Raw genomic sequence first — 23,281 nt, forward strand, 5'->3', positions numbered from 1 at the left:
ACGATGACGGAGACAGGAAAGACGACGACAACTGAGCGCGCGATCGATGCCGACGTGGCGATTGTCGGCGGCGGTCTGGCGGGGCTCGTGGCGGCCAACCGGTTGACGGAACTGGGCCTGACGGCCATCGTGCTGGAAGCGGGCGACGAAGCGCGGTATCCGGCCAATTCACGGTACGCAGGCGGTGTATTTCATATCGCCTTTCACGATCTCGACGAGGCGCCGTCCCAGCTCTGCGAGGCCATTGCGCAAGCGAGCGCGGGTTTGCGCGACGCATCGCTCGCCGATGCGATCGCGCGCGACGGGGCTCGCGTGGCACGCTGGCTCGGCAGGCATGGCGCGCAATTCGGGCGCGGCGGCGACTATCCGTTCATGGGCAACATGCTGATGCCGTTCAGTCTGCGCGAGACGGGCTTCAAAAATCACTGGCGTGACAAGGGTGGCGACCGCCTGCTGCAGACGCTCGAAAGTGCGTTCGTCGCGGCGGGTGGCCGCTTCATGCGTGGCGCGCGCGCAATTGAGCTCATCATGACGGACGGGCTTTGTACCGGGGTGCGGGCGCAGACGCCCGACGGAGATCGCATCGCGATTCGGGCCAACGCCGTGATCCTTGCCGACGGCGGCTTTCAGGGCAACGCGCAAATGGTGCGCGAGCACATCTCGCCGCGCCCGGAACTGCTGTGCAAGCGCGGCGCGGGCACTGGCATGGGCGATGGCATTCGCATGGCGCGCGAGGTGGGCGCAGCGTTGGTCGGCATGGACCGGTTCTACGGACATGTGCAGCACAAGGCGGCGCTGCGTGACGAAGCGCTCTGGCCTTATCCGGTGCTCGATATCGTGGCTTCCTGCGCGATCGTTGTCGACGCAAACGGCCGGCGCTTCGCGGACGAGGGTCTCGGCGGCGTGGCGATCGCCAATGCGATTGCGGCGCTCGATGACCCGCTCTCGTCCTTCGTGGTGCTCGACGAGGAGATCTGGGACACGGCGGGCCGCACGTTCTTGCTGCCGCCGAATCCGGCGCTCGAAGCGCTCGGCGCCGTGGTGTATCGCGCCGACAGCATCGAAGCGCTGGCGACGATGCTTGGCATGAATGCGCAGGCGCTTGCCGGGAGCATCGACACGTATAACCGCGCGCTGAAGAGCGACACGCTCTCATCGATGGTTCCGCCGCGCACCGTGAGGCCAGCGATGCTCGCTGGCGGCGCCCTCGCGATAAGCGGGCCGCGCTATCTGGCGATTCCACTGTGCGCCGGCCTGACTTACACGATGGGTGGCATTGTGATCGACGCCGATGCACGCGCGCTCGATGCGCAGGATCGTCCCGTGCCGGGACTCTATGCGGCGGGCGCGACGACGGGAGGCATCGAAGGCGGCGCCAATTCCGGGTATGTGGGCGGGCTCATCAAGGCCGCCGTGTTCGGTCTGCGCGCTGCCGAGGCGGCCAGGCGCGACTTCGCCAGTCGCTAGGCCTCGATGAGACGCGCGCGCCTTACTCGGGGCGCGCGTCCTTGGACGCTTGCGAAAGATAGTGCTTTTCCAGCGTCTTCAGATGGCTTTCCATCTCACTCGCCGCCTTTTCTTCGTCTCGGGCTATCAGATGCTTGAGGAGGCGTTTGCGCGAGGGCATGACCGCGCTATCGGGCAGCGGCGCTATCACTTCGAGCAACTGTTCATGAATCTCCACTAGCGCATCGGTGAGGATCACGAGGACCGGGTTGCGCGCAGCGCGCGCGAGCAGCCGGTGAAACTCGAGATTGACGCGCACACGCTCGCGCACGTCGCCCTTGGCGACCGCCGCCTCGCTGGCTTTGACATTTTCGCGCAGCGCCGCGAAGTCTTCCTCGCTGCCGCGCACGCAAGCGAGGCGTGCAGCGGCCACGCTGACGATGAGACGTGCTTCGGTGAGATCGGCTGGCTTGATCGCGCCGAGCCGGAAGAGGTCGGCGAAACCGGCGATCACAGCGTCGCCTTGGCCTTCGCGGACGAACGCGCCCCCCGTGGCGCCCTTACGGAATTCGAGGACCCCGCCAATCTCCAGCGAGCGCAACGCTTCGCGAACCGTGTTGCGCGACAGTCCGAACGACTCGGCGAGTTCCCGTTCGGAGGGCAGCCGGTCGCCCGGCTGCAACGCGCCAGTGGCGAGCTGGCCGCGAATCTGGTCCGTGACGGCTTCAAACGCGCGGCGAGTCTGCACCGGCGAGTAAGCGGGTGCCGGCCGCGCGGAGCCGCGCTCGGTGGAAGCGGTGGCATTGGCTTTTGGGGCGGCGCGCCGGGAAGTCAGGGTCATGGTGAACGCTTTCAATAATTAAACCATTCAAGGGGCACAGCAATGCTAACTGGCCGGCGGCAAATCGACAAGCCGCATGAGCGTGGACGAACCAGGGATTTTACGCAAGACGCCAATCAGGCTTGACAGCCTGCCTTCTTCTGCGCAACCATATGTCAAAGGTTCAACCAATAATATCCAACCAACGATACATGCCGGCGAACGCACGAACGGGGCGGGCCGGTCCATCCAGCAAGGAGCGATGATGAGCGAAGACTTGAGGGACCTCGTGAAATATGAGGCGCGGGACGGCCGGGCGTATATCACGTTTTGCCGCAACGACAAGCGCAATGCGCTGACGTATGAAATGTTCGATCGCATGATGGAGCACATTGAATGCGCGGAGACAGACGACGACGTGCGTCTCATCATTTTCCGCAGCGAAGGCCGCGACTTCTCCACCGGGCACGACCTCGCGCAAGTGGGTGGCAAGGAGTACGGATTTTCGAAGGATCCCGGCGCGCGCCGGCCGAGCCAACGGATTCGTCTCTCGTTCGATAAACGTCACGTCGAACAATTTCGCCAGCTCCTCTATTGCACCAAGCCGACGCTCTCGCTCGTGCAGGGCTACTGCGTGGGCGCCGGACTCTACATCGTCGAGGCGAGCGATCTGGCGATTGCGGCGGAAGACGCGAAGATCGGCCATCCCGAACAGAAGATGGGCCTTGCCGGCGCGTCGTACATGACCAGCATCAATATCTTGGGGCTTGGGCCGAAGAAGGCGCGCGAAATCCTGCTGCTCGGCGAGGTGATGAGCGGCATCGAGGCGGCGCGCATCGGCCTCGTCAACAAGGCGGTGCCTGCCGCAGAACTGGAATCGGCGGGCGAGGACTGGGCGGAGCGAATCGTGCGCTTGCCGCGTGACGCGATCGCGATCGGCAAAGCGGCGACGCATCTGTCGCTCGATTCGCTCGGCATGACTTCTCAATTCGTGCAGGGCTATGTGATGCACGCGCTGGGAACCAACATTCGTTACGAAGCCGACGAAAACAACTTCATGAAGGAGCGCCGCAACAAAGGTGTGACGGGCGCGGCGCACGCGCGCGAGAACCGTTACGACGACGACGCGAAGTCGGGCGAGTAATGGCGCGATTCAAGGCACTTACACATTACCTGCCCGTCTGGCACGGGCAAGCAGAAGAAAAGGCGGAACATGCAAACTGATCTAACCGGTGCTTCGGCGGTCGTGCTCGGCGGCACGAAGGGAATCGGACGCGCGTCAGTCATCAAACTCGCGCAGAGCGGCGCGAACGTCGTGATTCAGGGGCGTGACGAAGAGGCAGCGCGCGAACTCATCGACGAATGCAGGGCCTGGCCCGGCGAACGCGTCTTCGTCGCAAGCGACCTGCTTTCCTACGCAGGGATCGAGGCGGCCGTCGAGCAGGCGACCGGGCGCTACGGGAAGGTCGACATCGTGGTGGCGAGCGGCGGCCCGCGCGAGCCCAAGCCGAAGCTCTTCGTCGACATGATGCCCGACGAAGGGATCGCTTGCCTGACGAGCCGCTTGATGCCACGGCTGAATGCTGTCCATGCGGCCGTGAAGTTCATGCGCCCGCAGCAGTACGGCAAGATCGTGCTCATCACGACCGACGCCGCGCGCATTCCCACGCCGAGCGAATCGATGATCGGCGCCGCGGGTGCTTCGATCATGTTCCTCACGCGCGCCCTCGGCGCCGAGCTCGCCCATCTGGGCATCCGTATCAACTCGGTGGCCACCACGCTGACCACGGGCACGCCGGCACACGACCGCTTTCTTGCCGCAAAGGAGGCCGGCTCGCAGGAGGTAATCGTGAAGGCATTTACGAAAGCTGAGCAGCGCGTGAAGTTCAAGCTCAATAGCGCCGAGGATCTCGCCGAATACGTCCTCTATCTCTCGAGCAAGGAGTCGGACCAGGTTTCCGGATCGACGTTGAGTATCAACGGCGGCTTGTCTTTTCCGAGCTACTGAGCGACCAACGATTTTGGGAGAAGGAGTGCATATGCGTCTCAACGAAGATCTCGTCGCCATTCGCGATTCTGTTCGCCGCATGGTTCAAAAGGACGTCTTGCCGCTCGTGCCGGGCATGGAGCAGGACGATCGCTTCCCCGCGGAACTCGTGCCGATTTTCGGCGACATGGGGCTGCTCCAGTTGTGGCTTCCCGAAGAATACGGCGGTCCGGGCGGCAATCTGAAGATGGTGTGCCTCGTGAAGGAGGAGATCGCGAAGGTCTCGCTCGCAGCCGCCACGCTCTGCGGCAATAACTCGATTTCCTTCGTGCTGCCCATCCTGCACTACGGCACCGAAGAGCAGAAGGCCCGCTGGCTTCCGCTTGCGGCGGAAGGCCGGCTCGTGAGCGCGATTGCCGTTACCGAGCCGCAGGCGGGCTCGGATGTTTCATCGATCAGAACGCGAGCGGTGCGCGACGGCGACAGCTACGTCGTCAACGGGCAGAAGAACTGGATCACGTGGGGCGGCCACGCGCACTATGTGCTGCTTTTCGCCCGCACGTCGGAGGCACCGGGCTCGGAGGGGATCAGCGCTTTCCTGGTTGATACCCGCACGCCGGGGTTTCGCCTCGGGCGTCAGGAGCACAAGATGGGCCGCCACGGCGCGCCGAACCACGAACTGTTCTTCGATGACATGCGCATTCCCGCGGATTGCCGCATCGGCGCAGAGGGCGATGGCTTCAAGGCCTGTATGAAGGTGCTCGATCTGAACCGGCCGACAATCGCGGCGACTTCGCTCGGGCTAGCACAGGGGGCGCTCGACGTCGCCGTGGCGTATGCGAAGGAACGCCGTCAATTCGGCCGGCCCATTGCGGACTTCCAGGGCATGCAGTTCAAGCTGGCGGACATGGCGATCAAGGTGGAAGCCGCGCGCAACCTGCTTTACAACTGCGCCGACGAGATCGATTCAGGCGATCACTCGCGCCTGAACATGCTTGCTTCAATGACCAAGTGCTTCGTCACCGACGTGGCGATGGAGGTCACCATCGAAGCGGTCCAGGTGTTGGGGAGCTACGGCTATTCGAAGGAGTTCCCCGTCGAGCGAATGATGCGCGACGCGAAACTCAACCAGATCATCGAAGGCACGAACGAAATCCACCGCCTGATCGTCGCGCGGCGCCTGCTCGCGGGCTGACAGGTGCAGTTCGCAGAGAGAATACGGAGGGAATGAAAACATGAAGGTCATGGTTGCGATCAAGCGCGTGCTTGACTACAACGTGGCGCCGCGTATTGCACGCGACGGAACGAGCGTCGACCTTTCGAATGCAAAGATGTCAATGAACCCTTTCGACGAAATCGCCGTGGAAGAAGCGGTCCGGCTGAAGGAAGCCGGCGTGGCGACCGAAGTGGTCGTCGTGTCGTGCGGCGTTGCACAGGCACAGGAAACGCTGCGCAACGCGCTCGCAATGGGCGCAGATCGAGCGATCCTGGTCGAATCTTCGGCGGAGCTGCAGCCGCTAGCCGTTGCAAAACTGTTGAAGGCCCTGGTCGAAAAGGAACAACCGTCGCTCGTGATCCTCGGCAAGCAGGCGATCGACAACGACTCGAACCAGGCGGGTCAGATGCTCGCGGCATTGGCAGGCCTGCCACAGGCGACTTTTGCATCGAAGGTGACGATTTCCGACGGGCATGTGATGGTCGTGCGTGAAGTCGACGGCGGCGCCGAAACGCTGTCGCTAACGCTGCCGGCGGTGGTGACGACGGATCTGCGTCTGAACGAGCCACGCTACGTGACGCTGCCAAACATCATGAAAGCGAAGAAGAAGCCGCTCGCGACGATCGAACCGGAGAGTCTGGGCGTCGACGTATCGCCGCGCCTGAAAACGCTGAAGGTCGTCGAGCCGTCGAAGCGCACGGCGGGCGTAACGTTACCGGACGTGAAGGCACTTGTCGAAAAGCTGAAGTCCGAAGCGAAAGTGCTATAAGGGGTGCAGATAGATGACAATTCTGGTAATAGCCGAGCACGACAATGCGTCGATCCGGGCAGCGACGCTGAATACGGTTTCGGCGGCAGCAATCATCGCGACGTTTCTAGGCACAGAGATTCACGTCGTGGTCGCCGGCTTTCAGGCGCAGTCGGCAGCGGACGCGGCGGCGAAGATCGCCGGCGTGTCAAAGGTGCTGTTGGCCGACGCGCCGCATTTGGCGGACGGCCTCGCTGAGAACGTCGAGGCGACTGTCCTGAGCATTGCGCGGGGCTACTCTCACATCCTCGTGCCGGCCACCGCGTACGGCAAGAATATCGCGCCACGCTTTGCGGCGAAGCTGGATGTCGCGCAGATTAGCGACGTGACCGCCATCCTCGCCGCGGACACGTTCGAACGGCCGATCTACGCGGGCAATGCGATCGCGACCGTGCAGTCACTGGATCCGGTCAAGGTGATCTCGGTGCGCATGACCGGATTTGATCCGGTCGCAGCCGATGCGGGCGACGCGCCCATCGAACGGTTCGAAGCGGACGCAGACGCGGGTGTATCGCAGTTCGTGAGCCGCGAGGTGACGAAGCTGGATCGTCCGGAACTGACGAGCGCAGACGTCGTCATCTCGGGCGGAAGGGGGCTCGGTAGCGGCGAAAACTACACAAAGGTGCTCGAGCCGCTGGCAGACAAGCTGAATGCAGCGCTCGGTGCCTCGCGCGCCGCGGTCGACGCGGGTTTCGCGCCGAACGACTACCAGGTCGGCCAGACCGGAAAGATCGTCGCGCCGAAGCTGTACGTCGCAGTCGGGATCTCGGGCGCGATCCAGCACCTTGCCGGGATGAAGGATTCGAAGGTCATCGTTGCGATCAACAAGGACCCCGAGGCGCCCATCTTCAGTGTGGCCGACTACGGCCTTGTCGGTGACCTCTTCGAGCTCGTGCCGGAACTCGCCAGCAGTCTCGAAACCAGAACGGGAGCCCTCTGATGAGCGAAGCCATCATGAGCGACACGGCACAACGCCAGGCGTTGGCCGGGGAACTGGATCAATACAACTGCCGGGTCGCACAACCCACCGACGGGCCACTCTTCACGCGTACGCCTCACTCGTCAATGCAGGCCACACACTGGAAGGCCGCCGACCTCGCGCGTCTGCTGGACAAGATCGGTGCGAACCTGAAACTCGAAGCGGGCGGCCAGCGGCGCACACTGCGCCTTGCCAATCGCGGCTTGCCGTTCGGTACGACGCCCACCTTCTGGGCTTCGATCCAGGTCATCCTGCCGGGTGAGATCGCGACGGCACACCGCCATACCGCCAGCGCACTGCGCTTCATCATGAAGGGCCGCGGCGCCGACACGATCGTAAATGGCGAGCGTTACGAGATGAACGAAGGCGACCTCGTGCTCACACCGGCCTGGACCTGGCACGATCACGAGCACAAGGGCGACGAGCCCATGATCTGGCTCGACGTCCTCGACATCTCGCTTGTGCGGTCGATGCATGCGACCTTCTTCGAAGGCAGCGAGGCGCCGCGACAGCCTCTCGCACAAATTCCAGACCGCTCGTTTCGCCTGTATGGCAGCGGCATCATGAAGCCGCTGTCCGCATGCGAGGCGCCCGAACTGAACCCGTTGCTCGTCTACTCCGCGCAGCGTGCGCACGACGCGCTGCGCCTTGCGGGCGCGTTGCCGCCGGACCCGTATGACGATACCGCGCTCGAATATCTGAACCCGCTCACGGGCGGGCCGGCGCTGCCGACCATCGGTACCGTGCTGCAGAGCTTGCGTCCGGGCATCCACACGAAGGCGCACAGGCATACGGGCAGCGTCGTGTATTACGTGATGCGCGGTCAGGGAGCGACGATCGTCGACGGAACCACGTTCGAATGGGGGGCAGGCGATTTCATCGCGATTCCACCCTGGGCCGTTCACGAGCACATCAACCGATGCACGAATACCTCCGCGATGCTCTTCCAGGTCAACGACATTCCCGCGCTGCGCAAGCTGGGGCTGTATCGGGAAGAGTCCGCGGACGCACAAACTTGAACCAGGCGGCGCCACAGCGCGCCGACTCAACAAATGGAGAGTGGAGATGCAAAAACCGGTTTTGATCGTCGGGGCGGGGCCCATCGGACTTGCGCTTGCCGGAGACCTTGGCTTTCGCGGCGTGCCGTCCCTGCTGATCGAGCGCAGCGACGGCAAGGTCGTCCAGCCGAAAATGGACATGGTCGGCGTGCGTACGATGGAGTATTGCCGCCGCTGGGGTATCGTGCCCTGGGTCTATGAAGCGGGCTACAACCGCGATTATCCTCAGGATTGCGCGTGGGTGACCGGCCTCAACGGCTACGAGTTCGGCCGCGAAGTCTTCCCGAGTCCCAGAGAAGAAAAATGCCCGCCACAGAGTCCGCAAAAGCGCGAGCGCTGTCCTCAGAACTTTTTCGATCCGGTGCTGCGCCGCTTTGCCGAGCGTTCGCAGCTTGCGACGATCTCCGTGAACACGGAACTCGTGAGCTTCACCGAAACCGAAAGTGGCGTAACCGCCCGCGTGCGCGACACACTGACCGGCGAAGAGCGAACGGTCGAGGCACAGTACCTGGTTGGTACGGATGGCGGCGCCAGCACGGTGCGCCAGGCGCTCGGCATCGGCATGACGGGCGAACCGACGCTGACGCACACGACCAATGTCGTGTTCCGCTGCAAGGATCTCGAAGCGCTTCATGACAAAGAGCGGGCTTACCGGTACATATTCATCGGCCCCGAGGGGACATGGGCGACGCTCGTGGCGATCAATGGGTGCGATCAATGGCGCTTCTCGCTGGTCGGCGACGACACGCGCCATACGCACGACGAAGCCTACATGCGCCAGGCGATCGTGCGCGCGGTCGGGCGGGAATTCGACTTCGAGATTCTCTCGCTGCTTCCGTGGGTCCGCCGGCAGCTCGTGGCCGATCATTACGGCACGAAGCGTGTGTTTCTTGCTGGCGATGCGGCGCATCTGACTTCACCCACCGGTGGGTTCGGCATGAACACCGGTATCCAGGATGCCGTGAATCTGTCGTGGAAGCTCGCGGGCGTGCTGCAAGGCTGGGGCGGCGAGCATCTGCTCGCAACCTACGAGACCGAGCAGCGTCCGGTGGCGATTCGTAATGTCGCGGAGGCAACCGGTAATCTCAAGCGCATGCTGTCGCCTCGCGTGTTGGCGCCTTCGCCCGCCATCTTCGAGGACGGGCCGGATTCGGAGGCGGCACGTGTCGAGTTTGGAAATGCCTATACGGAGCTGATGAAGCGCGAGTGGTTCTCGATCGGCATCCACCTCGGATACATGTACGAGGGCTCCCCGATCGTCGTGCCAGATGGCACGCCTCAGCCGCCGGATGAAGTCTCCACCTACGTTCAGACGGCGCGCCCAGGTTCGCGAGCGCCGCACGTCTGGCTGGGGGAGGGGCGCTCCACGCTCGATCTGTTCGGGAAGTCGTTTGTTCTGCTCTGCTTCGGTTCAGAGCGTGGCGGCATCGATGCGCTCAAGGATGCGGCGCGTCATCGCGGCGTGCCGCTGGAAGTGGTGTCGATCGACAATGTAGAGGCGCACATGCTCTATGAGCGAGATTTCGCGCTCGTCCGGCCGGACGGTCAGGTCGTATGGCGCGGGGATGCGTTGCCGCAAAATGCGATCTCGTTGATCGACACGGCGCGGGGCGCGGTTGCCCCTGGCACGCGCGCGTAACGAGACGCGTAGCGACTTCGGCAGGTTAGTCAGCCGCACGAAGAGGCCGCTCTGATGGAAGCGTCAGAGCGGCCTCTTTCATCTGCGTCCGGTATAGGTGCAGTCTGCTCAAGCCAAAAGACCGCCGGGCGATCGTCACGGTTGCGGAGCGTGGCCCGTGTCTCGCGAAGGCGCTGCCTGGCTCACTCTTGCAAACCTGAAGCGGGACAAGGGCGACGTGGCTACACAAGTCACGCGAGGCGAAAATTCAACGGTACGACGTAGCAGAGTCTGGATTCGGCCGAACATGGCGCGCGCCTTTCTCGTGGCGCGTCGGAGGCCGCGCTCTTGGCAACTAAGCGGTACAGGCAGTGGCTGAAGCAAAGGAGGGATTTGGTTCAGTACCCTCACGATCCCTGGAGACAGGATCGCTCGAGGCGTCGGCGCCTTCTTCCGCATGGGCTCGGCGCCGCTTCACCAAACGCGCAAGCTGGCGCCGCCGCTAATGCGACGCGTGCTGTGGCATTACGCGTGTGCGGGCAGCCTGAAGCTCGCGATCGATTCGCGCAGGACCGTCACCTGATCCTTGAGCGAATGGGCGGCGGCGGCGGCCTGTTCCACGAGCGCCGCGTTCTGCTGCGTGACCTGATCCATCTCGCCCACGGCGCGATTGACCTGTTCGATGCCGGCGCTCTGCTCGCGCGAAGCGTTGCTGATCTCTTCGAGGATNTCGTGCACGCGTCGCACCGACTGCACGATNTCGGTCATCGTCGAGCCTGCGTTGGTCACGAGATGCTGGCCTTCGGTCACGGTGCCGGTCGACTTTTCGATCAGCGCCTTGATNTCCTTGGCGGCGGTNGCGGAGCGCTGCGCGAGGCTGCGCACTTCGGCGGCNACCACTGCGAAGCCGCGGCCCTGTTCGCCCGCGCGCGCCGCTTCCACGGCTGCGTTCAAGGCGAGGATATTGGTCTGGAANGCAATGCCGTCGATCACGCCGATGATGTCGCCGATCTGCTGCGAGCTCGTCGTNATGTCGCCCATGGTGCGCACCACGTCGTCGACTACGGCGCTGCCNCGCGTCGCGACGTCGGCGGCCTGGCTCGCNAGCGATGCCGCATGCTGGGCGCTATCCGCGTTCTGGCGCACGTTCGCCGTCATCTGATCCATGCTCGACGCGGTCTGCACCAGCGCCGCNGCCTGTTCCTCNGTGCGCTGCGAGAGATCCGTGTTGCCNGCCGCAATCTCGTTNGCNCCCACGTTGATGTTTTCCGCGCCGCTGCGCACGCGCGAGACGGTTTGCACGAGCGCCGTCTGCATNGTGGCGAGCGCGCGCATCAGGCTGGTCTCGTTCGTGCCCTGCACCTGCAGGCGCAAGGTGAGGTCGCCCTCGGCGATGCGATTGGCCGCGTCCACCGCGCCTTCCAGTTCGCCGCCGATGCTGCTGCGCACGCTGCGCACCACGAGNACCATCACCGTGGTGGCGGCCGCGCCCAGCAGGAAGGTCACGCCGAGCCAGCGCAGCAGGCTGTCGTAGAACTCGGCGCGCACGTCGTCCATGTACATGCCCGTCGTGATCACCCAGTCCCACGGGGCAAAACGGCGGGCGAAGCTCGTCTTGGGCACGGGCTCCGTATGGCCGGGCTTGGTCCAGAGGTAATCGAGGAAGCCGCCGTTCGCGCCGTTCGCCGCATTCACGAGCTCGGTGAACACGTGGGTGCCCGCGGCGTCGGTGAAGTCGCTCAGCTGCTTGCCGTCGAGCTCGGGCTTGATCGGATGCATGAGCATGACCGCTTGTGAGTTGTCGACGCTCATATAGCCGTCGGTGCCGTAGCGGATCGAGCCGATCACGGCGAGCGCCTGCTTCTGCGCGTCGGCTTCGGCCAGCACGTTACGTTGGGAAAGGCCGTAGTAGTGGTTCGCGATGCTCATCGCCTCCTCGACGAGCATCGTGAGCTGCGCGCGCCGCTCGCGGATCATCGCTTCGCGGCTTTGCCACGCACCAAAGGCGACGATTAACAGCAGGCCGATCCAGAGGATCGCGATCATCGAGCGAAGCCTTTTATTGAGTGTCATGTTCTGTATGGTCGGTTGGATATTGTTGTCATTGGCTTCCTCTCCACCGTCGTGCCGAAACCGACCTCACATGGACCGCTCGATGAACGGCAAGATCGCCTCGTTGAACGCTTCGTTGCGATCGCCGGCAATCATGTGACCGGCACCACGCACAAGGCCGATCTCCAGTTGCGGCAATGCCTCGCGCAACTCTTCGATGCCCTCGCGGCCCACCACGTCGCTTTGCGCAGCCACCACGAGCAAGGCGGGGATCGTCACGCTTTGGCATGTCTGGAGCACCCTCGCTGCGTGACGTTCCCGCGAGGGCTTGTCACGTCGTTCGAAAAAGCTCGGATCCCAGTGCCAGTAGAGGCGTCCATCCTCTCTCCAGCGCAGGTTTTTCATCAAGCCCTGGGGATTGCTCGGGCGCGGGCGGTGGGGGTTGTAGGCGGCGACGGCGTTGGAGGCTTCCTCTAAGTTGGCAAAGCCGTTTCGATGTCCATTCAGGAAGTCATGCACGCGCTTCAAGCCTTCCGGTTCGACGCGTGGTGCAATGTCGACCAGGACCATCGCGCGGGCGTACCCGGCCTGCGCGCGGCCAATCGAGTGCAGTGCGGTCATGCCGCCCATCGATGCACCGACGATCACAGGGGCGCCGCCCAAGTGGCGCACGACGGAATCGAGATCGTCGGCCAGGCGTTCGTACGAATAGTCGGACTGCGGCGACCAGGCGCTTTCGCCGTGGCCGCGCGCATCGTAGGCGAGCGCATGGTAGCCGAGCGCGCCGAGCGTGGCCACCGTGCCACGCCAGGAATGGCGCGTCTGACCCGCGCCATGCAGCAGGACCACACCGGGCTGGCCGCGTTCTCCGGCAACGCTGGCGGCGAGCCTGAGCCCGTCGCCAGCGGCGATTTGCTCGTCGCGCAGCGGCGCAGTTGACGAGTCGGGGCGACTTTCGTCCATCTGCGGCGCTCCCGTCATGGCGTCGAGACGGAGGCGGGATCGGGCTGGGTGCGCGACTTGTCCCAGACCGGATGGCCGCCGTTCTCGCCCTGTATGACGTCAAGTGTCATTGAACCGACGTGTGCGATTTCGATGACGACCTTGTCGCCACCCGTGATCGGGCCTACGCCGGCGGGCGTGCCCGACGCGATGATGTCGCCCGGATGGAGCGTCATGACGGCCGACGCCATGCGAATCATCTCGGGAATATCGACGATCAGGTCACGCGTGCTGGCTTGCTGACGCAGCTCGCCATTGACCGTGAGCCGCAGATCGATCGCCGTGTGATCGGGCACCTCGTCTGCTGTGACGATCCACGGGCCGACCGGGCAGAACGTGTCATAGGATTTGCGCATCACGCGCTCTTCCTTGCCACGCACCACCACGTCGATGAGGCAGGCATAGCCGAATACGTGTTCGAGTGCCTGCTCTCGGGTGATTTGCCGTCCTCCCTTGCCGATGATGACGGCGAGTTCACACTCGTGGTGAATCTGCCGTTCGGGAATATTTGGCAGTACGATTGGTTCTGCAGGACCGCTCAGGCTCGAATTGGCCTTGAGGAAGAAGCCCTGGCCATCTGCCTTGAACGGTGAGATGAGACCGGTGCCGCGCTTCATCTCCTCGACGTGCGCGTGATAGTTGGCCGGGAACGCGATCACCTTGTTTGGCCACGCGATGGGCGTTTCGAGGTGCACCCGCTCGAGAGGCTTGCGTGGCGCGTTCTCGGCCAGCGCGGCGAGGCGCGCCTTGAGTGAAGGAAAGCGTTCGATCACGTGCAGCATGCCGACGGGAGGCCACGCGCCGGGCGTGACGTTGACTTCGCCGGTGATGTCGATGATGTCGTCGCCGTTCACGAGGCCGATCCGGCCGCCGTCGAAACTCGCGAGTTTCATATTGGATTCCTATGGACTGGAAAGAAGGTTGTAAAAGAAATCAAAATATTCAGATTTCGGAGTCGTGCTCGCCGATCGACGGCGGCCCGAATCGCGCGGCGAGGCGCCGGTCGTCGAACGTCGCCGGATAACGCGCCGTGCGGATCGGGCCGACCGGCGAGGACACGAACTCGAACACCCGGTTATGGTTCACCTGGGCGTCGTTCAGGTAGTCATCAAGCGAAAAGACCGGCGCGGCGGGGACGTCGAGCGACTCGAAGCGGTCGAGCCAGAAGGCCGTGTCGCGCGTCTTGACGACTTCGCCCACGCGGCGGAAGAACTCCTCGGCCATCGCGACGGGATCGGTCATCTGCTTGAAATCGGTTTTCCATTCGGGACGGTCGATGGCGTTGAGCGTCTTCGACATCTGCGCACCGTTCGCCGGAGAGATCACGACATGTCCGTCCGACGTCTCCAGTACCTGCGAAGCAGGCGGCTTCCACGCGGAGGTGTCGCCGTCGAACGTGCGGTGCTGGTACATATCGGGGAAGTTGAAATAGCCCATGACATCAAGCATGGGCAGCTTCAGGTGCGCGCCCGCGCCGGTCTTCTCGCGCTCGTAGAGCGCGGCGAGAATGGCCTGAGCGCCGAACGTGCCGGTGATCTTGTCGACCATGTTGAATGGCGTGACGGATGGCTTGCCGTTGCGTCCTTCGGCAGCAACGATACCGGTGCGACCCTGGATGAGCGAATCGAACGCGGGAGCATTGGCAAGCGCGCCGGTGTCACCGAATCCGTTGATCGACAAGCGCACGAGACGGGGATTGAGCGCCGCAAGGACGTCCTGGCCGAGACCGAGCGATGTGGCGACGCGCGGGCGCCAGTTCTCCACCAGCACGTCAGCATGCACAATCAACTCCTTCACTCGCGCGACGCCTTCTTCGGTTTTCAGGTCGATGACGACGCTGCGCTTGCCGCGGTTTGCGTTGGTCCATGATGCGCCGAACCCGCCGCGGTTATGGCCGAACTTGCGAAAGCCGTCTCCGCCGGGGGGCTCGACCTTGATGACGTCGGCGCCCAGGTCGGAAAGCATCATCGCGGCGAACGGGCCGGTCAGGAAGCTCGATGTTTCGATGACGGTTACGCCGTCGAGGGGACGCTTGCGCGCGGTTGCGGCGGGGTAGGTGGTTTCTGGCATCTGATGGCTCCGGATAGGACGGTGCGTTCGCCTCGCCCGAGAATGTCATTGGTTCAACCGTTGATATTTGCACTATGTTGAGCGGAGCAATGCGGGATGTCAAGCGGACGTTTGAATGAAAAAAGGCCGACATGGATAGCCGGCCTCGAGTTTCGTGCATCACTTGAGGCTTAGAACTTGTGTCGAATGCCGATCCGTGCAACGAACTGGCTTTGGTTGTTTGCGGGCGTTAGCGTGACGATATAGGGCACGGCAGCCTGCCTTGTGGAGTCCTCGCCGGCGGCCTTCATCCACGCGGCCGCGAGATAGACGTCGGTGCGCTTCGAGAGGAAGTAGTCAAGCATAGCGTTGATCGTCTGATAGCTGGCGCTCTTCTTGCCGTCTATCGCGCCACCGCGTAGATAGTTATAAGCGGCGCCGGCGAACAACACAGGCGTGATGTAGTAACCGGCATAGATGTTGTAGTTATTGAATGCCGCGTTGCCGGTATAACCGAACGGGTTGGTGAGCGAGAGCGTGCCGGAAGCCGGATCGTTGAGGTCCTGGAAGCGAATGTTCGAGTAGCCGAGCCCCACGGTGAGCGATCCCAATGCGTACTGAGCGGCCGCCGCTGCGATCTGTAGCGTGCGGGCGGAGGCGAACCCGCCGTAAATCGGATTGACCTGCACACCGCTCGTTGCGCCGAGGTTGTTGGCAGTCGTCGAACTGCTCGCGTTGTTGCCGTAGAACGATTGATTGGGGTTGTTGATATGCATGTAGCCTGCCGCAAGGGCAAGCGAGCCAGACTCGTAGTGCGCGCCGACCGACCAGATGCTGTTGCGGCCAAACGACCCCGCAACGCCGCCGAAGCTATAGAGACCCGTGAGCGTCACGCCGGCGAAACTGGGGCTCGTGTATTTGATCGAATTGTTGATGCGCTGCGAGTCGGCAACGTTGTCGATATCGCCCGGATGGTCGGCAAACGCACCGCCGGCGTAGGTACCGGCCTGCATTGGGCCGATCACGTCGACGATTGAATCATATTGACGTCCGAGCGTGACTTTGCCCCAGTGTTGCGAGCTGAGCCCGACGAAGGCCTGTCGTCCAAAGAACGTGTTGCCTTGTTGAAAGCGCCCCGTGCCGACGTCAAAGCCGTTCTCGAGCACGAACACGGCGGCATAGCCGCCGCCGAGATCCTCGTTGCCGCGCAGGCCCCAACGCGACGCCTGGAGAACGCCTGACGACATCGACCATACCGGGCCGCCAGTGCGACCCTTGGCAGTGCCGGGGGCAGCCGTTTGCACGTTGTTCACATAGTTGATGCCCTCATCGAGCAAACCGTAGAGCGTCACGTTGCTTTGCGCGCAGGCGCTGCTTGCGACGCCTAGCGCAAGCATGCTCAACAGGGGTTTTCCAAGCCTCAAGTTCGTCTCCTCGTATGGAAATGATCGCCAAACCGGGTAAATTGTTCACTGCTTTGATGTCGTCAGACATTTGGCTCAATAGTTCATTGGATGAACCATTGGATTGAACTATCGAGGAGACGGTTTTCGCTGTCAAACGAGAACAAACCCTAATTGCTGCCCTTTTTCGTGTTGACGCCACAGGGCGCAGCATCGCGGCACGGCACTCTCGGTCGTTGCTACGCAACGGAGCCCTGATCGGCTGGCTGAACCACTCGCGGCACGGCTTTGAACGATGCCCACGCAATAGCACTCGACACGATCAGCGCGACGATCATCGAGAGCATGGGATTGGAGGGCACGAGCCCCACGGCTGCAGTGCAGAGTGCGCCATAGCCCATTTGCAGGCAGCCATACAGGCCGGCCGCTGCACCCACCACACCGGGCTCGACGTCGAGCGCGCTGCTGATCGCGAAAGGACTGGACAGCCCGGTCGCGAAGAACATCACGATCATCGGCGCCATCACGGCTGCTACCGTGAGCGTGTCGAAATACCACGACACGAGCAGGCTCGCCGATGCCGCCCCCATGATGAGGCTTGCCGAGATGAGCGCCGTGCGTGCGGACACCTTGCCGGCGAGCCGCTTTGCCGTACTTTGTCCGCTCGCGAGCCCGACCACCAGCGAGAAGTACGCGAAGCCGAACGCCTGTGTGGAGAGCCCGAGCTTTGCTTCGAGAATGAATGGCGAGGCGGAGAGAAACGCATAGATGCCGGTCGTGGCGCTCGCGCCGCCAAGGCTGTGCGCAATGAACGCAGGTGAACGCAACAGCTGCAGATAGCTGCGCGCGTAGGCTCCCGCCTTTACCCCGCGCGAGGCGGCATGCGTTTCCGGTACCCGCAGCCACACGGCGGCCAGGATCAGCACATTGACGGTTGAGAGCGCGAGAAAGATCGGACGCCAGCCAAGGTGCTCCACGAATTGTGCTCCGATAATCGGTGCAATCGCAGTGGCGACCGCCATCGCTATGCTGAGTGTGGCGAGGCGTCGGATCAGTGTGGTCGATCCGGAGCTATCCCGCGTGATTGCACGACCGAGCACGAGGCCAGAACAGCCGCCGAGCGCTTGCACGATGCGCGCAAACTCGAGGCTTTTGAGTGACGGTGCAAAGGCGGCTGCAAGGCTCGCCACCACGAATAGCGCGAGGCCCCCGAGCAGCACGGGACGACGACCGTAGCGGTCCGAGAGTGGTCCATAGATCAGTTGCCCGATCGACAGGCCGATCACATAGAGCGTGATGGTGAGTCCGATGCCTGCCGACGAGGTGTGCAGTTCGCTAGCTGCGAGCGGCAATGCGGGCACGAAAACGTGCAGCGGAAAGGTGCCCGAGAGGGTAATGCAAACGAGAATGAAGAGGGACGGAGCGCGAACAGGCGCACGGCTGGTGGAATCACTCATGTCGTTGAAAGGTCATTGGATTAACCATTAATATATGCAGGAGCATCACGACACGTCAACGTGACTTGTTCGGAACCCGCCCGCACGCTGCCAGTAGCAGGATACGCACGATGCGTTACCGGGCACTAATACTATTTTCCGATCGAATTGAAGGACGAACTGAAGACTCGAATCAGAGGAATTTCCTCTGAGAACCACGGCAAAGACTATTGGTCAGCGTCGGCTCGCGGGCGATAGAGTGGACCTGTATTGTGTCCGGCGAGATCACGTGCAGATCGACGTTCGAGCGTGGCGCACATGAACGGGTATCTGTCTATCGACAAACGCTTCGCTGCGCCCGAAGGGGCAGGTCGAATGCCGGTGGTGCCGCGAACATTTGCTAGCGAAAAGTTGAGCATACAACGAGAATTGATCAAGGAAGCGCCCGCCGTCAGCCCCTCATCAGGGCACCCGCTCAGGCGGCAAGCCAGGTGTGTCGTGATTGGCGCGGGACTGAATCTCTTTCTCGGCACCGGGCAGGTCCTCTTGTTCAGTTTCGGGGTGTTCGTGAAACCGATCGTCGAGAGCACAGGTTGGTCCCGTGCCGACGTCAGTTCCGCGGCATTGTGGGGTCAATTGCTCGTTGCACTAGCTTCTCCGTTGACCGGGCTCGCTGTCGACCGGTTCGGCGCGAGACGTGTTGCGCGTTTTGCCGGCCCGTCGCTGGGCGTGGGCGTAATGCTCGTTGGCGTATTGTCCAATAGCCCGCAAAGCTTCACCTTCTTCTTCGCTCTGAGCTTTCTGTTCGGCGCCGCACAGGTGCCGGTGCCGTACGTGAAGGCGGTTGCGGACTGGCATGAGAAACGTCTCGGACTGGCGCTCGGGTCGGCCATGATATTGAGCGGGGTAGGTGTCGCTGTGTTTCCGCCGCTGTCGGCTGCGCTCATCAATGCGTTCGGTTGGCGCCATGCCTATGTTGCGCTCGCCATCATCGTCTGGGCAGTGAGCATCCCGTCTGTTGCGTTTCTGCTCTATGAGGCACCAGTGGGGAAGGTGCGCAAACAACCGGGCGTGAATCGTGTCGCTACCCCTGACATGGCCGCGGAGCGGGGGATGACGCTGGGTCATGCGGTTCGTACGCGGCCATTCTGGCTCATTGCCATCAGCTTTTTCCTGCTCTCCGTCGTGGTGGGCGCCGGTACCCACGTACTTCCGATCGTGCTCTCCGATTTTGGCCTGAGAACGCAATCGGCGTCGTTTGTCATGACGATCGTCGGCGCGGCGATGATGATTGCGCGGTTTGCGTTCGGCGCATTGCTCGACCGCTTCAGCGCCCCCCATCTCACCGCACTCGTGTTTTTCGGCGCCGCGCTCGCCTTCATGTGTCTTGCTGCCGGCATATCCGCAGCCACGGTGCCAGTGGCTGCCGTGCTGATCGGGATCGCATTGGGATCGGAAGTCGATAGCCTTGCATATCTGGCATCGCGCATGTTTGGCCGTCGGCACCTGGGTGCGGTGTATGGAACGTTGATGTTTTGCTTTAGCTTCGGCCTCGGATGTGGGCCGGCGCTCTTTGGGGAAATCTACGCACGTTCAGGTAGCTATCATGCCGCCTTCGAACTGGCAGCCGGCCTGGCTGCTATTGCAGCCTTGATGTTGCTGGGAATTCGGACCGCTGACTTGCACGGTGCTACGCAAAGGCCATCAGACGCGCTTGAAGCGTAGGCTGCAAAAAGACACGCTGGTTCTTTGTGCTTTCGTGAGAGCGGTGCCGACGGGACGAGCGCCCACCGCGAGGCCGGTGGCGACTACCCGCGCGAGACTGGCGAGCAGCTCGGGCCGGCGTCCGGAGCGCACCATACTGCACGCGCTCCGCACCTGCGATGTCTAGCTACGCCCGCCCGCTTCGAACACTACCTGCAGCTGGTCCGAGATGCGCGAGACGGGCAGGGCTTCGATATTCATGACTGCGTCGGCCAGTGTGCCTGCTGCCTGCACCAATGCCGAAGCACCACGGCCAAGCGTGTCGAGGCCCGCCATCACATTGAACTTGGCTCTCAAGGCCTGGTCGGTGAAATGCGTCTCCTGATTCCACGGATCGCCCAGCGCGTGATCGGCGGTCGCGCTGAAGACGCGTCCGCGTGCGTGAATGTCGACGCCGCCCGGCACGCCGCGCCACTGACCGCCCGTCATCCATTCGGCGATGTTCGCCGAGCTCGGCTCCGCGACGACGCTCACCCGCGCGCGGAACGCCGCGATCGAGTCGTCGTTCATCGTCTTCGGCGCGTACCAGAGCGGTCCCGGCGGCACACCGTGCGCCGCGGCAGCCAGCGCGTGGGCATGGCTGAATTCGGCGCTCAGCATGTCGGCAGGCTGCTGTTCGCGGAAGATGCGGGTGAGCGCGAACGGGTTCGCGCGCACCGTGACGCGCTCGATCTCGCCTGCCGTCAGCGAGTGTTCGGCCATCAGGCGCGTGAAGGCGGTGAGCGGATGGTGGATCCAGCGGCAGCACGGCCAGGGCTTGTAGGTCGTGTTGAGGATTTGCCAGCGCGAGCCGAGACCGGACATGAGCGCGGCGTCGTCGTGCGTCGGCGAGCCGTAGGTCTTCCAGAACGCATTGTCGCCGTCCAGAAAGTCCTTGAAGCCCGTGCTGCCCAGCTTCGCGAGCAGCGCTGCCGACACGCCGACTTCGGCGCACCAGCCCGCATCAGCGTACTTGTACATCGGTTGCTCGACAGATTCGGCCCATTTGCGCAGCGTCGGCTGAGGCGAGTTGGCGCCGCCGATGCCGAATGCGTGATTGGCCTGTCGAGCGTCGAGCCCGGCGATGTTCGAGGCCGCGCCTATCGCCGCCCACGAGATGGTCGCCGCGGGTCCGCCCAGCTCGTTCCAGCCGGTGACCTGGCCGTTTTCGATCTGCATCGGTGCGCCCATCCAGCTGCCGATGCGCGCACCGAGATCGAATCCCACCGCGATTGCCGTGATCAGCTCTCGCCCGCTCCTTGCCTGCATTTCGGCGAGAGCAAGCGCGGAGAAGACCGTCGCGTTACCGAAGTGCGTCGAAGTCGGGAACGTGTCGTCGGCGTCGAGTACGTTGGCGAGACGCGCATTCGCGTAGGCCGCGCTCGTGGCGCTGCTGCGCGCCGCGCTGCCGATTACGGTCGCGTCTGAGTTGCCGCCAAGCATGTTCACGTAGTCGAGCGCGATGCGACCGCTTTCCGTGTGCACGGCGCCGAGCGCGCAGCCTATCGTATCGAGCAACAGACGCTTACTCTCGGCGACAACCGTATCGGGCAGATGATCGAAGCGCGTTTCGGTCACGAACTCGGCGAGTTGCTGGGTCAGTGCAGTCATGTCGGATCCTCTTTTAACGGGGTATTCAGTCGGTGAGCTGGTGGGCTGCCACCACGCCACCCAGTTCTTGCGTGGCGGCCGCGTCGTAAGCGGCAAGCTCTGCTTGCGCGGCGGCTTCGCCGTCTACGAGCGACCTTCCCGCGACAATCAGCGAGGCGATCGACACGGGCAGAACAGCTAGTGCACATAGAATGGCGAGGCGCAGGTCGCCGGTCGCGTCGCTCAGGAGTCCAACGCAGTAAGGGCCGAGCCCGAGCCCGAAAATGTTCGGCCCTAGCGAGAACGCCGCGAATGCGGTCCCACGTAGGCGCGGAATCACGAGATCCTGAGTCGTAGCCTGCAGCGGGCCGAACCACATCGGCACGAAGAACGTGGCGAAAGCGTAGGCGCAATAGAACACGCTCACACTTGGCGTGAGGTACTGCACGACGCTTGCGGCCGTGAACAAGGTGGCGGTGCAGCAGACGAAGTAGAGGCGTCCGAGCGGATGCCTGCGCTTGGCGAAATCGCACAGATAGCCGCTGATCGTGATGCCGAGGCCGCCCGCAAAGATCGCGATGATGCCTAGATGCAGACCGGCCTCGGCGGTGAGACCGAGCTTGCGGCTCGCGTAGACGAACACGAAGCCATTGACGGCGTTCATCGCGAAGGCGAGGAAGGCGCCCGCAACCGTGACGGCCGTAAAGGCCTTTGAGCCTGTGATGAGCCTGTACGCGGCCGGGTCGCCGAGCCGCGTGGCCTGATACCAGTTCGAGCAGACATACACGGCGATTGCAATGGCCAGCCATTGAACGAAGTTGCTGGTTATCGGCATACCGAAAAGGGCGCCGATTTGCACGTTGCGGCTGGCGGAGAGCATGCCGTTCGTGCCCCATGTCGCGAAAGTGACCACGCACGCGGCGATGACCAGGTAGGCCGCATTGCGCACGTATTCGCGCGGCGGTGCATTGAGTGCGGCGAGATGCATCCAGCTCCACGGCGGCACCATCGCGCCGAGGTCGCGCATGGCGTGAGCGAACGGGTGCGGGTCCGCTTTGGCCGGCACCGTATCGAGCCGGCCGCGCTGCGGTTCGCGTACGGTCAGCAGGACCACGAGCGCGAGAACGATGCCCGGCAGGCCAACGCCCATGAACGATACCTGCCAGCCGCTCAGCCCGAGCGGGGCGGCGCCGGCCGAGCCATAAGCGTGCTGCCAGGCGGCCACGATCGAGCCGCCGATGGCGAGCGACGCACCCGCCCCCACATACACGCCCACGGAATAGAGCGCGAGCACGGTGCCTCGCCGCGTGCGCTCGAAGTAGTCGCCGAGCAGCGAGACCGCGGCTGGCGTGGCGCTCGCTTCGCCCACGCCGACGCCCACTCGTGCCGCGCCGAGCTGGGCGAAGTTGCGAGAGAGCCCCGAGAGCGCGGTCATCAGCGACCAGAACGAGAGGCCGAGCACGAGCGTGCGTACGCGGCTCCAGCCATCGGCGAGACGCGCGAGCGGGATACCGAACACGCAGTAGAACAGTGCGAATGAGGTGCCGTAAAGCAGGCCCAGCTGCGCGTCTGAAATGCCCATGTCCTTCTTCAGGAAGGGCGCGAGGATGGTGACGATCTGCCGGTCGACATAACCGAACGCATAGATCAGCGTCAGGACGAGGAGGACGTACCAACGGTACCAGGGTCGTTCGCGATTCATCGTGGGTCTGCCTGTAGTGGAGAGGAGGAGGGACGGACGTGCGGTTCGCCGGCCGCCGCGCGCTTGAGCGAGGACTGCATGGGATGTGTCTCCGTTCTGTGCTTGTTGTTTGCGTGCAGCGTCATGGGATGACGCGCGACCACAGGATAGACACGGTGCGCCGCTGCGCACCAATACGATTTTCCGATCCAGTTAGAGGAAGAAGTTGAGGTGCGTTCCAGAGGAATATCTTCTGGAAACCTCTGCAAACAGTATTGGTCAGCGCATGCGATCGGTCGTTAGAGTGAGCCTGTATCGCGTCGTCCGAAACGGCGCGCAACGCAACGTCCGGGCGCGAGGCGCGCGACTTCGCGCCACGTGCCCCTTTCGTTC

18 protein-coding genes are annotated in these 23,281 nt (G+C 63.2%); 9 read left to right on the forward strand and 9 right to left on the reverse strand.

Annotation, left to right across the window (positions count from 1 at the left end):
- Window positions 1-3 precede the first annotated feature (3 nt).
- Window positions 4-1,467, forward strand: coding sequence for an FAD-dependent oxidoreductase (locus A3CW_RS0119810; protein ID WP_051481586.1), 1,464 nt, complete (start codon window positions 4-6; stop codon window positions 1,465-1,467).
- 22 nt (window positions 1,468-1,489) lie between these two features.
- On the opposite strand, the gene A3CW_RS46915 is transcribed toward A3CW_RS0119810, so the two are convergent.
- Complete coding sequence (locus A3CW_RS46915) at window positions 1,490-2,287, reverse strand: FadR/GntR family transcriptional regulator (RefSeq protein WP_051481587.1); 798 nt, start codon at window positions 2,285-2,287, stop codon at window positions 1,490-1,492.
- A 244-nt stretch (window positions 2,288-2,531) separates the two neighbouring features.
- On the opposite strand from A3CW_RS46915, the gene A3CW_RS0119820 reads away from it, so the two are divergent.
- The 7 genes from A3CW_RS0119820 (at window position 2,532) to A3CW_RS0119850 (ending at window position 9,953) form a co-directional block, all read left to right on the forward strand.
- On the forward strand, window positions 2,532-3,410 hold the full coding sequence (locus A3CW_RS0119820; RefSeq protein ID WP_028205125.1) for an enoyl-CoA hydratase/isomerase family protein: 879 nt from the start codon (window positions 2,532-2,534) through the stop codon (window positions 3,408-3,410).
- Window positions 3,411-3,479: 69 nt separating this feature from the next.
- Window positions 3,480-4,274 carry an SDR family NAD(P)-dependent oxidoreductase gene (locus A3CW_RS0119825; RefSeq protein ID WP_028205126.1) on the forward strand — a complete coding sequence of 265 codons (795 nt, stop codon included), beginning with the start codon at window positions 3,480-3,482 and terminating at the stop codon, window positions 4,272-4,274.
- A 31-nt stretch (window positions 4,275-4,305) separates the two neighbouring features.
- Window positions 4,306-5,448: an acyl-CoA dehydrogenase family protein gene (locus tag A3CW_RS0119830; protein WP_028205127.1), complete on the forward strand. Its 1,143-nt coding sequence runs from the start codon at window positions 4,306-4,308 to the stop codon at window positions 5,446-5,448.
- A gap of 40 nt (window positions 5,449-5,488) precedes the next feature.
- Window positions 5,489-6,238 carry an electron transfer flavoprotein subunit beta/FixA family protein gene (locus A3CW_RS0119835; protein ID WP_028205128.1) on the forward strand — a complete coding sequence of 250 codons (750 nt, stop codon included), beginning with the start codon at window positions 5,489-5,491 and terminating at the stop codon, window positions 6,236-6,238.
- Window positions 6,239-6,251: 13 nt separating this feature from the next.
- Window positions 6,252-7,217, forward strand: a complete 966-nt coding sequence (locus A3CW_RS0119840) for an electron transfer flavoprotein subunit alpha/FixB family protein (RefSeq protein ID WP_028205129.1) — start codon at window positions 6,252-6,254, stop codon at window positions 7,215-7,217.
- Window positions 7,217-8,275 carry a cupin domain-containing protein gene (locus A3CW_RS0119845; protein WP_051481588.1) on the forward strand — a complete coding sequence of 353 codons (1,059 nt, stop codon included), beginning with the start codon at window positions 7,217-7,219 and terminating at the stop codon, window positions 8,273-8,275. The genes A3CW_RS0119840 and A3CW_RS0119845 overlap by 1 nt, the downstream gene beginning before the upstream one ends.
- A 46-nt stretch (window positions 8,276-8,321) precedes the next feature.
- Window positions 8,322-9,953 carry an FAD-dependent oxidoreductase gene (locus tag A3CW_RS0119850; RefSeq protein WP_035513277.1) on the forward strand — a complete coding sequence of 544 codons (1,632 nt, stop codon included), beginning with the start codon at window positions 8,322-8,324 and terminating at the stop codon, window positions 9,951-9,953.
- Between the two features lie 504 nt (window positions 9,954-10,457).
- Here the strand turns inward: A3CW_RS0119850 and A3CW_RS0119855 are convergent.
- From A3CW_RS0119855 to A3CW_RS0119880, 6 genes are all read right to left on the reverse strand, one after another.
- Window positions 10,458-12,005: a methyl-accepting chemotaxis protein gene (locus A3CW_RS0119855; RefSeq protein WP_028205132.1), complete on the reverse strand. Its 1,548-nt coding sequence runs from the start codon at window positions 12,003-12,005 to the stop codon at window positions 10,458-10,460.
- 66 nt (window positions 12,006-12,071) lie between these two features.
- Window positions 12,072-12,947, reverse strand: coding sequence for an alpha/beta fold hydrolase (locus tag A3CW_RS0119860; RefSeq protein WP_063750844.1), 876 nt, complete (start codon window positions 12,945-12,947; stop codon window positions 12,072-12,074).
- Between the two features lie 14 nt (window positions 12,948-12,961).
- On the reverse strand, window positions 12,962-13,879 hold the full coding sequence (locus A3CW_RS0119865) for a fumarylacetoacetate hydrolase family protein (protein ID WP_028205134.1): 918 nt from the start codon (window positions 13,877-13,879) through the stop codon (window positions 12,962-12,964).
- A 49-nt stretch (window positions 13,880-13,928) separates the two neighbouring features.
- Complete coding sequence (locus tag A3CW_RS0119870) at window positions 13,929-15,056, reverse strand: CaiB/BaiF CoA transferase family protein (RefSeq protein ID WP_028205135.1); 1,128 nt, start codon at window positions 15,054-15,056, stop codon at window positions 13,929-13,931.
- Between the two features lie 170 nt (window positions 15,057-15,226).
- Window positions 15,227-16,432 carry a porin gene (locus tag A3CW_RS0119875; RefSeq protein WP_035513278.1) on the reverse strand — a complete coding sequence of 402 codons (1,206 nt, stop codon included), beginning with the start codon at window positions 16,430-16,432 and terminating at the stop codon, window positions 15,227-15,229.
- Between the two features lie 245 nt (window positions 16,433-16,677).
- Entirely contained in the window at window positions 16,678-17,895 is a 1,218-nt protein-coding gene (locus A3CW_RS0119880; RefSeq protein WP_028205137.1) for a multidrug effflux MFS transporter, read from the reverse strand.
- Window positions 17,896-18,192: 297 nt separating this feature from the next.
- On the opposite strand from A3CW_RS0119880, the gene A3CW_RS0119885 reads away from it, so the two are divergent.
- Window positions 18,193-19,599 carry an MFS transporter gene (locus A3CW_RS0119885; protein WP_035513280.1) on the forward strand — a complete coding sequence of 469 codons (1,407 nt, stop codon included), beginning with the start codon at window positions 18,193-18,195 and terminating at the stop codon, window positions 19,597-19,599.
- 162 nt (window positions 19,600-19,761) lie between these two features.
- Here A3CW_RS0119885 and A3CW_RS0119890 read toward each other — a convergent pair whose 3' ends face one another.
- Window positions 19,762-21,228: an MmgE/PrpD family protein gene (locus tag A3CW_RS0119890; protein ID WP_028205139.1), complete on the reverse strand. Its 1,467-nt coding sequence runs from the start codon at window positions 21,226-21,228 to the stop codon at window positions 19,762-19,764.
- Window positions 21,229-21,253: 25 nt separating this feature from the next.
- Window positions 21,254-22,909: an MFS transporter gene (locus A3CW_RS46920; protein WP_051481589.1), complete on the reverse strand. Its 1,656-nt coding sequence runs from the start codon at window positions 22,907-22,909 to the stop codon at window positions 21,254-21,256.
- Window positions 22,910-23,281: the final 372 nt, after the last annotated feature.

Source organism: Paraburkholderia nodosa DSM 21604 (genome assembly GCF_000519185.1).
Lineage (GTDB): Bacteria > Pseudomonadota > Gammaproteobacteria > Burkholderiales > Burkholderiaceae > Paraburkholderia > Paraburkholderia nodosa.

Excerpts from the sequence above, each read along its gene's own strand:
- A3CW_RS0119810 (WP_051481586.1), top strand. The coding sequence starts at position 4 with ATGACGGAGACAGGAAAGACGACGACAACTGAGCGCGCGATCGATGCC.
- A3CW_RS46915 (WP_051481587.1), bottom strand. The coding sequence starts at position 2,287 with ATGACCCTGACTTCCCGGCGCGCCGCCCCAAAAGCCAATGCCACCGCT.
- A3CW_RS0119820 (WP_028205125.1), top strand. The coding sequence starts at position 2,532 with ATGAGCGAAGACTTGAGGGACCTCGTGAAATATGAGGCGCGGGACGGC.
- A3CW_RS0119825 (WP_028205126.1), top strand. The coding sequence starts at position 3,480 with ATGCAAACTGATCTAACCGGTGCTTCGGCGGTCGTGCTCGGCGGCACG.
- A3CW_RS0119830 (WP_028205127.1), top strand. The coding sequence starts at position 4,306 with ATGCGTCTCAACGAAGATCTCGTCGCCATTCGCGATTCTGTTCGCCGC.
- A3CW_RS0119835 (WP_028205128.1), top strand. The coding sequence starts at position 5,489 with ATGAAGGTCATGGTTGCGATCAAGCGCGTGCTTGACTACAACGTGGCG.
- A3CW_RS0119840 (WP_028205129.1), top strand. The coding sequence starts at position 6,252 with ATGACAATTCTGGTAATAGCCGAGCACGACAATGCGTCGATCCGGGCA.
- A3CW_RS0119845 (WP_051481588.1), top strand. The coding sequence starts at position 7,217 with ATGAGCGAAGCCATCATGAGCGACACGGCACAACGCCAGGCGTTGGCC.
- A3CW_RS0119850 (WP_035513277.1), top strand. The coding sequence starts at position 8,322 with ATGCAAAAACCGGTTTTGATCGTCGGGGCGGGGCCCATCGGACTTGCG.
- A3CW_RS0119860 (WP_063750844.1), bottom strand. The coding sequence starts at position 12,947 with ATGGACGAAAGTCGCCCCGACTCGTCAACTGCGCCGCTGCGCGACGAG.
- A3CW_RS0119865 (WP_028205134.1), bottom strand. The coding sequence starts at position 13,879 with ATGAAACTCGCGAGTTTCGACGGCGGCCGGATCGGCCTCGTGAACGGC.
- A3CW_RS0119870 (WP_028205135.1), bottom strand. The coding sequence starts at position 15,056 with ATGCCAGAAACCACCTACCCCGCCGCAACCGCGCGCAAGCGTCCCCTC.
- A3CW_RS0119875 (WP_035513278.1), bottom strand. The coding sequence starts at position 16,432 with ATGCTTGCGCTAGGCGTCGCAAGCAGCGCCTGCGCGCAAAGCAACGTG.
- A3CW_RS0119880 (WP_028205137.1), bottom strand. The coding sequence starts at position 17,895 with ATGAGTGATTCCACCAGCCGTGCGCCTGTTCGCGCTCCGTCCCTCTTC.
- A3CW_RS0119885 (WP_035513280.1), top strand. The coding sequence starts at position 18,193 with ATGAACGGGTATCTGTCTATCGACAAACGCTTCGCTGCGCCCGAAGGG.
- A3CW_RS0119890 (WP_028205139.1), bottom strand. The coding sequence starts at position 21,228 with ATGACTGCACTGACCCAGCAACTCGCCGAGTTCGTGACCGAAACGCGC.
- A3CW_RS46920 (WP_051481589.1), bottom strand. The coding sequence starts at position 22,909 with ATGAATCGCGAACGACCCTGGTACCGTTGGTACGTCCTCCTCGTCCTG.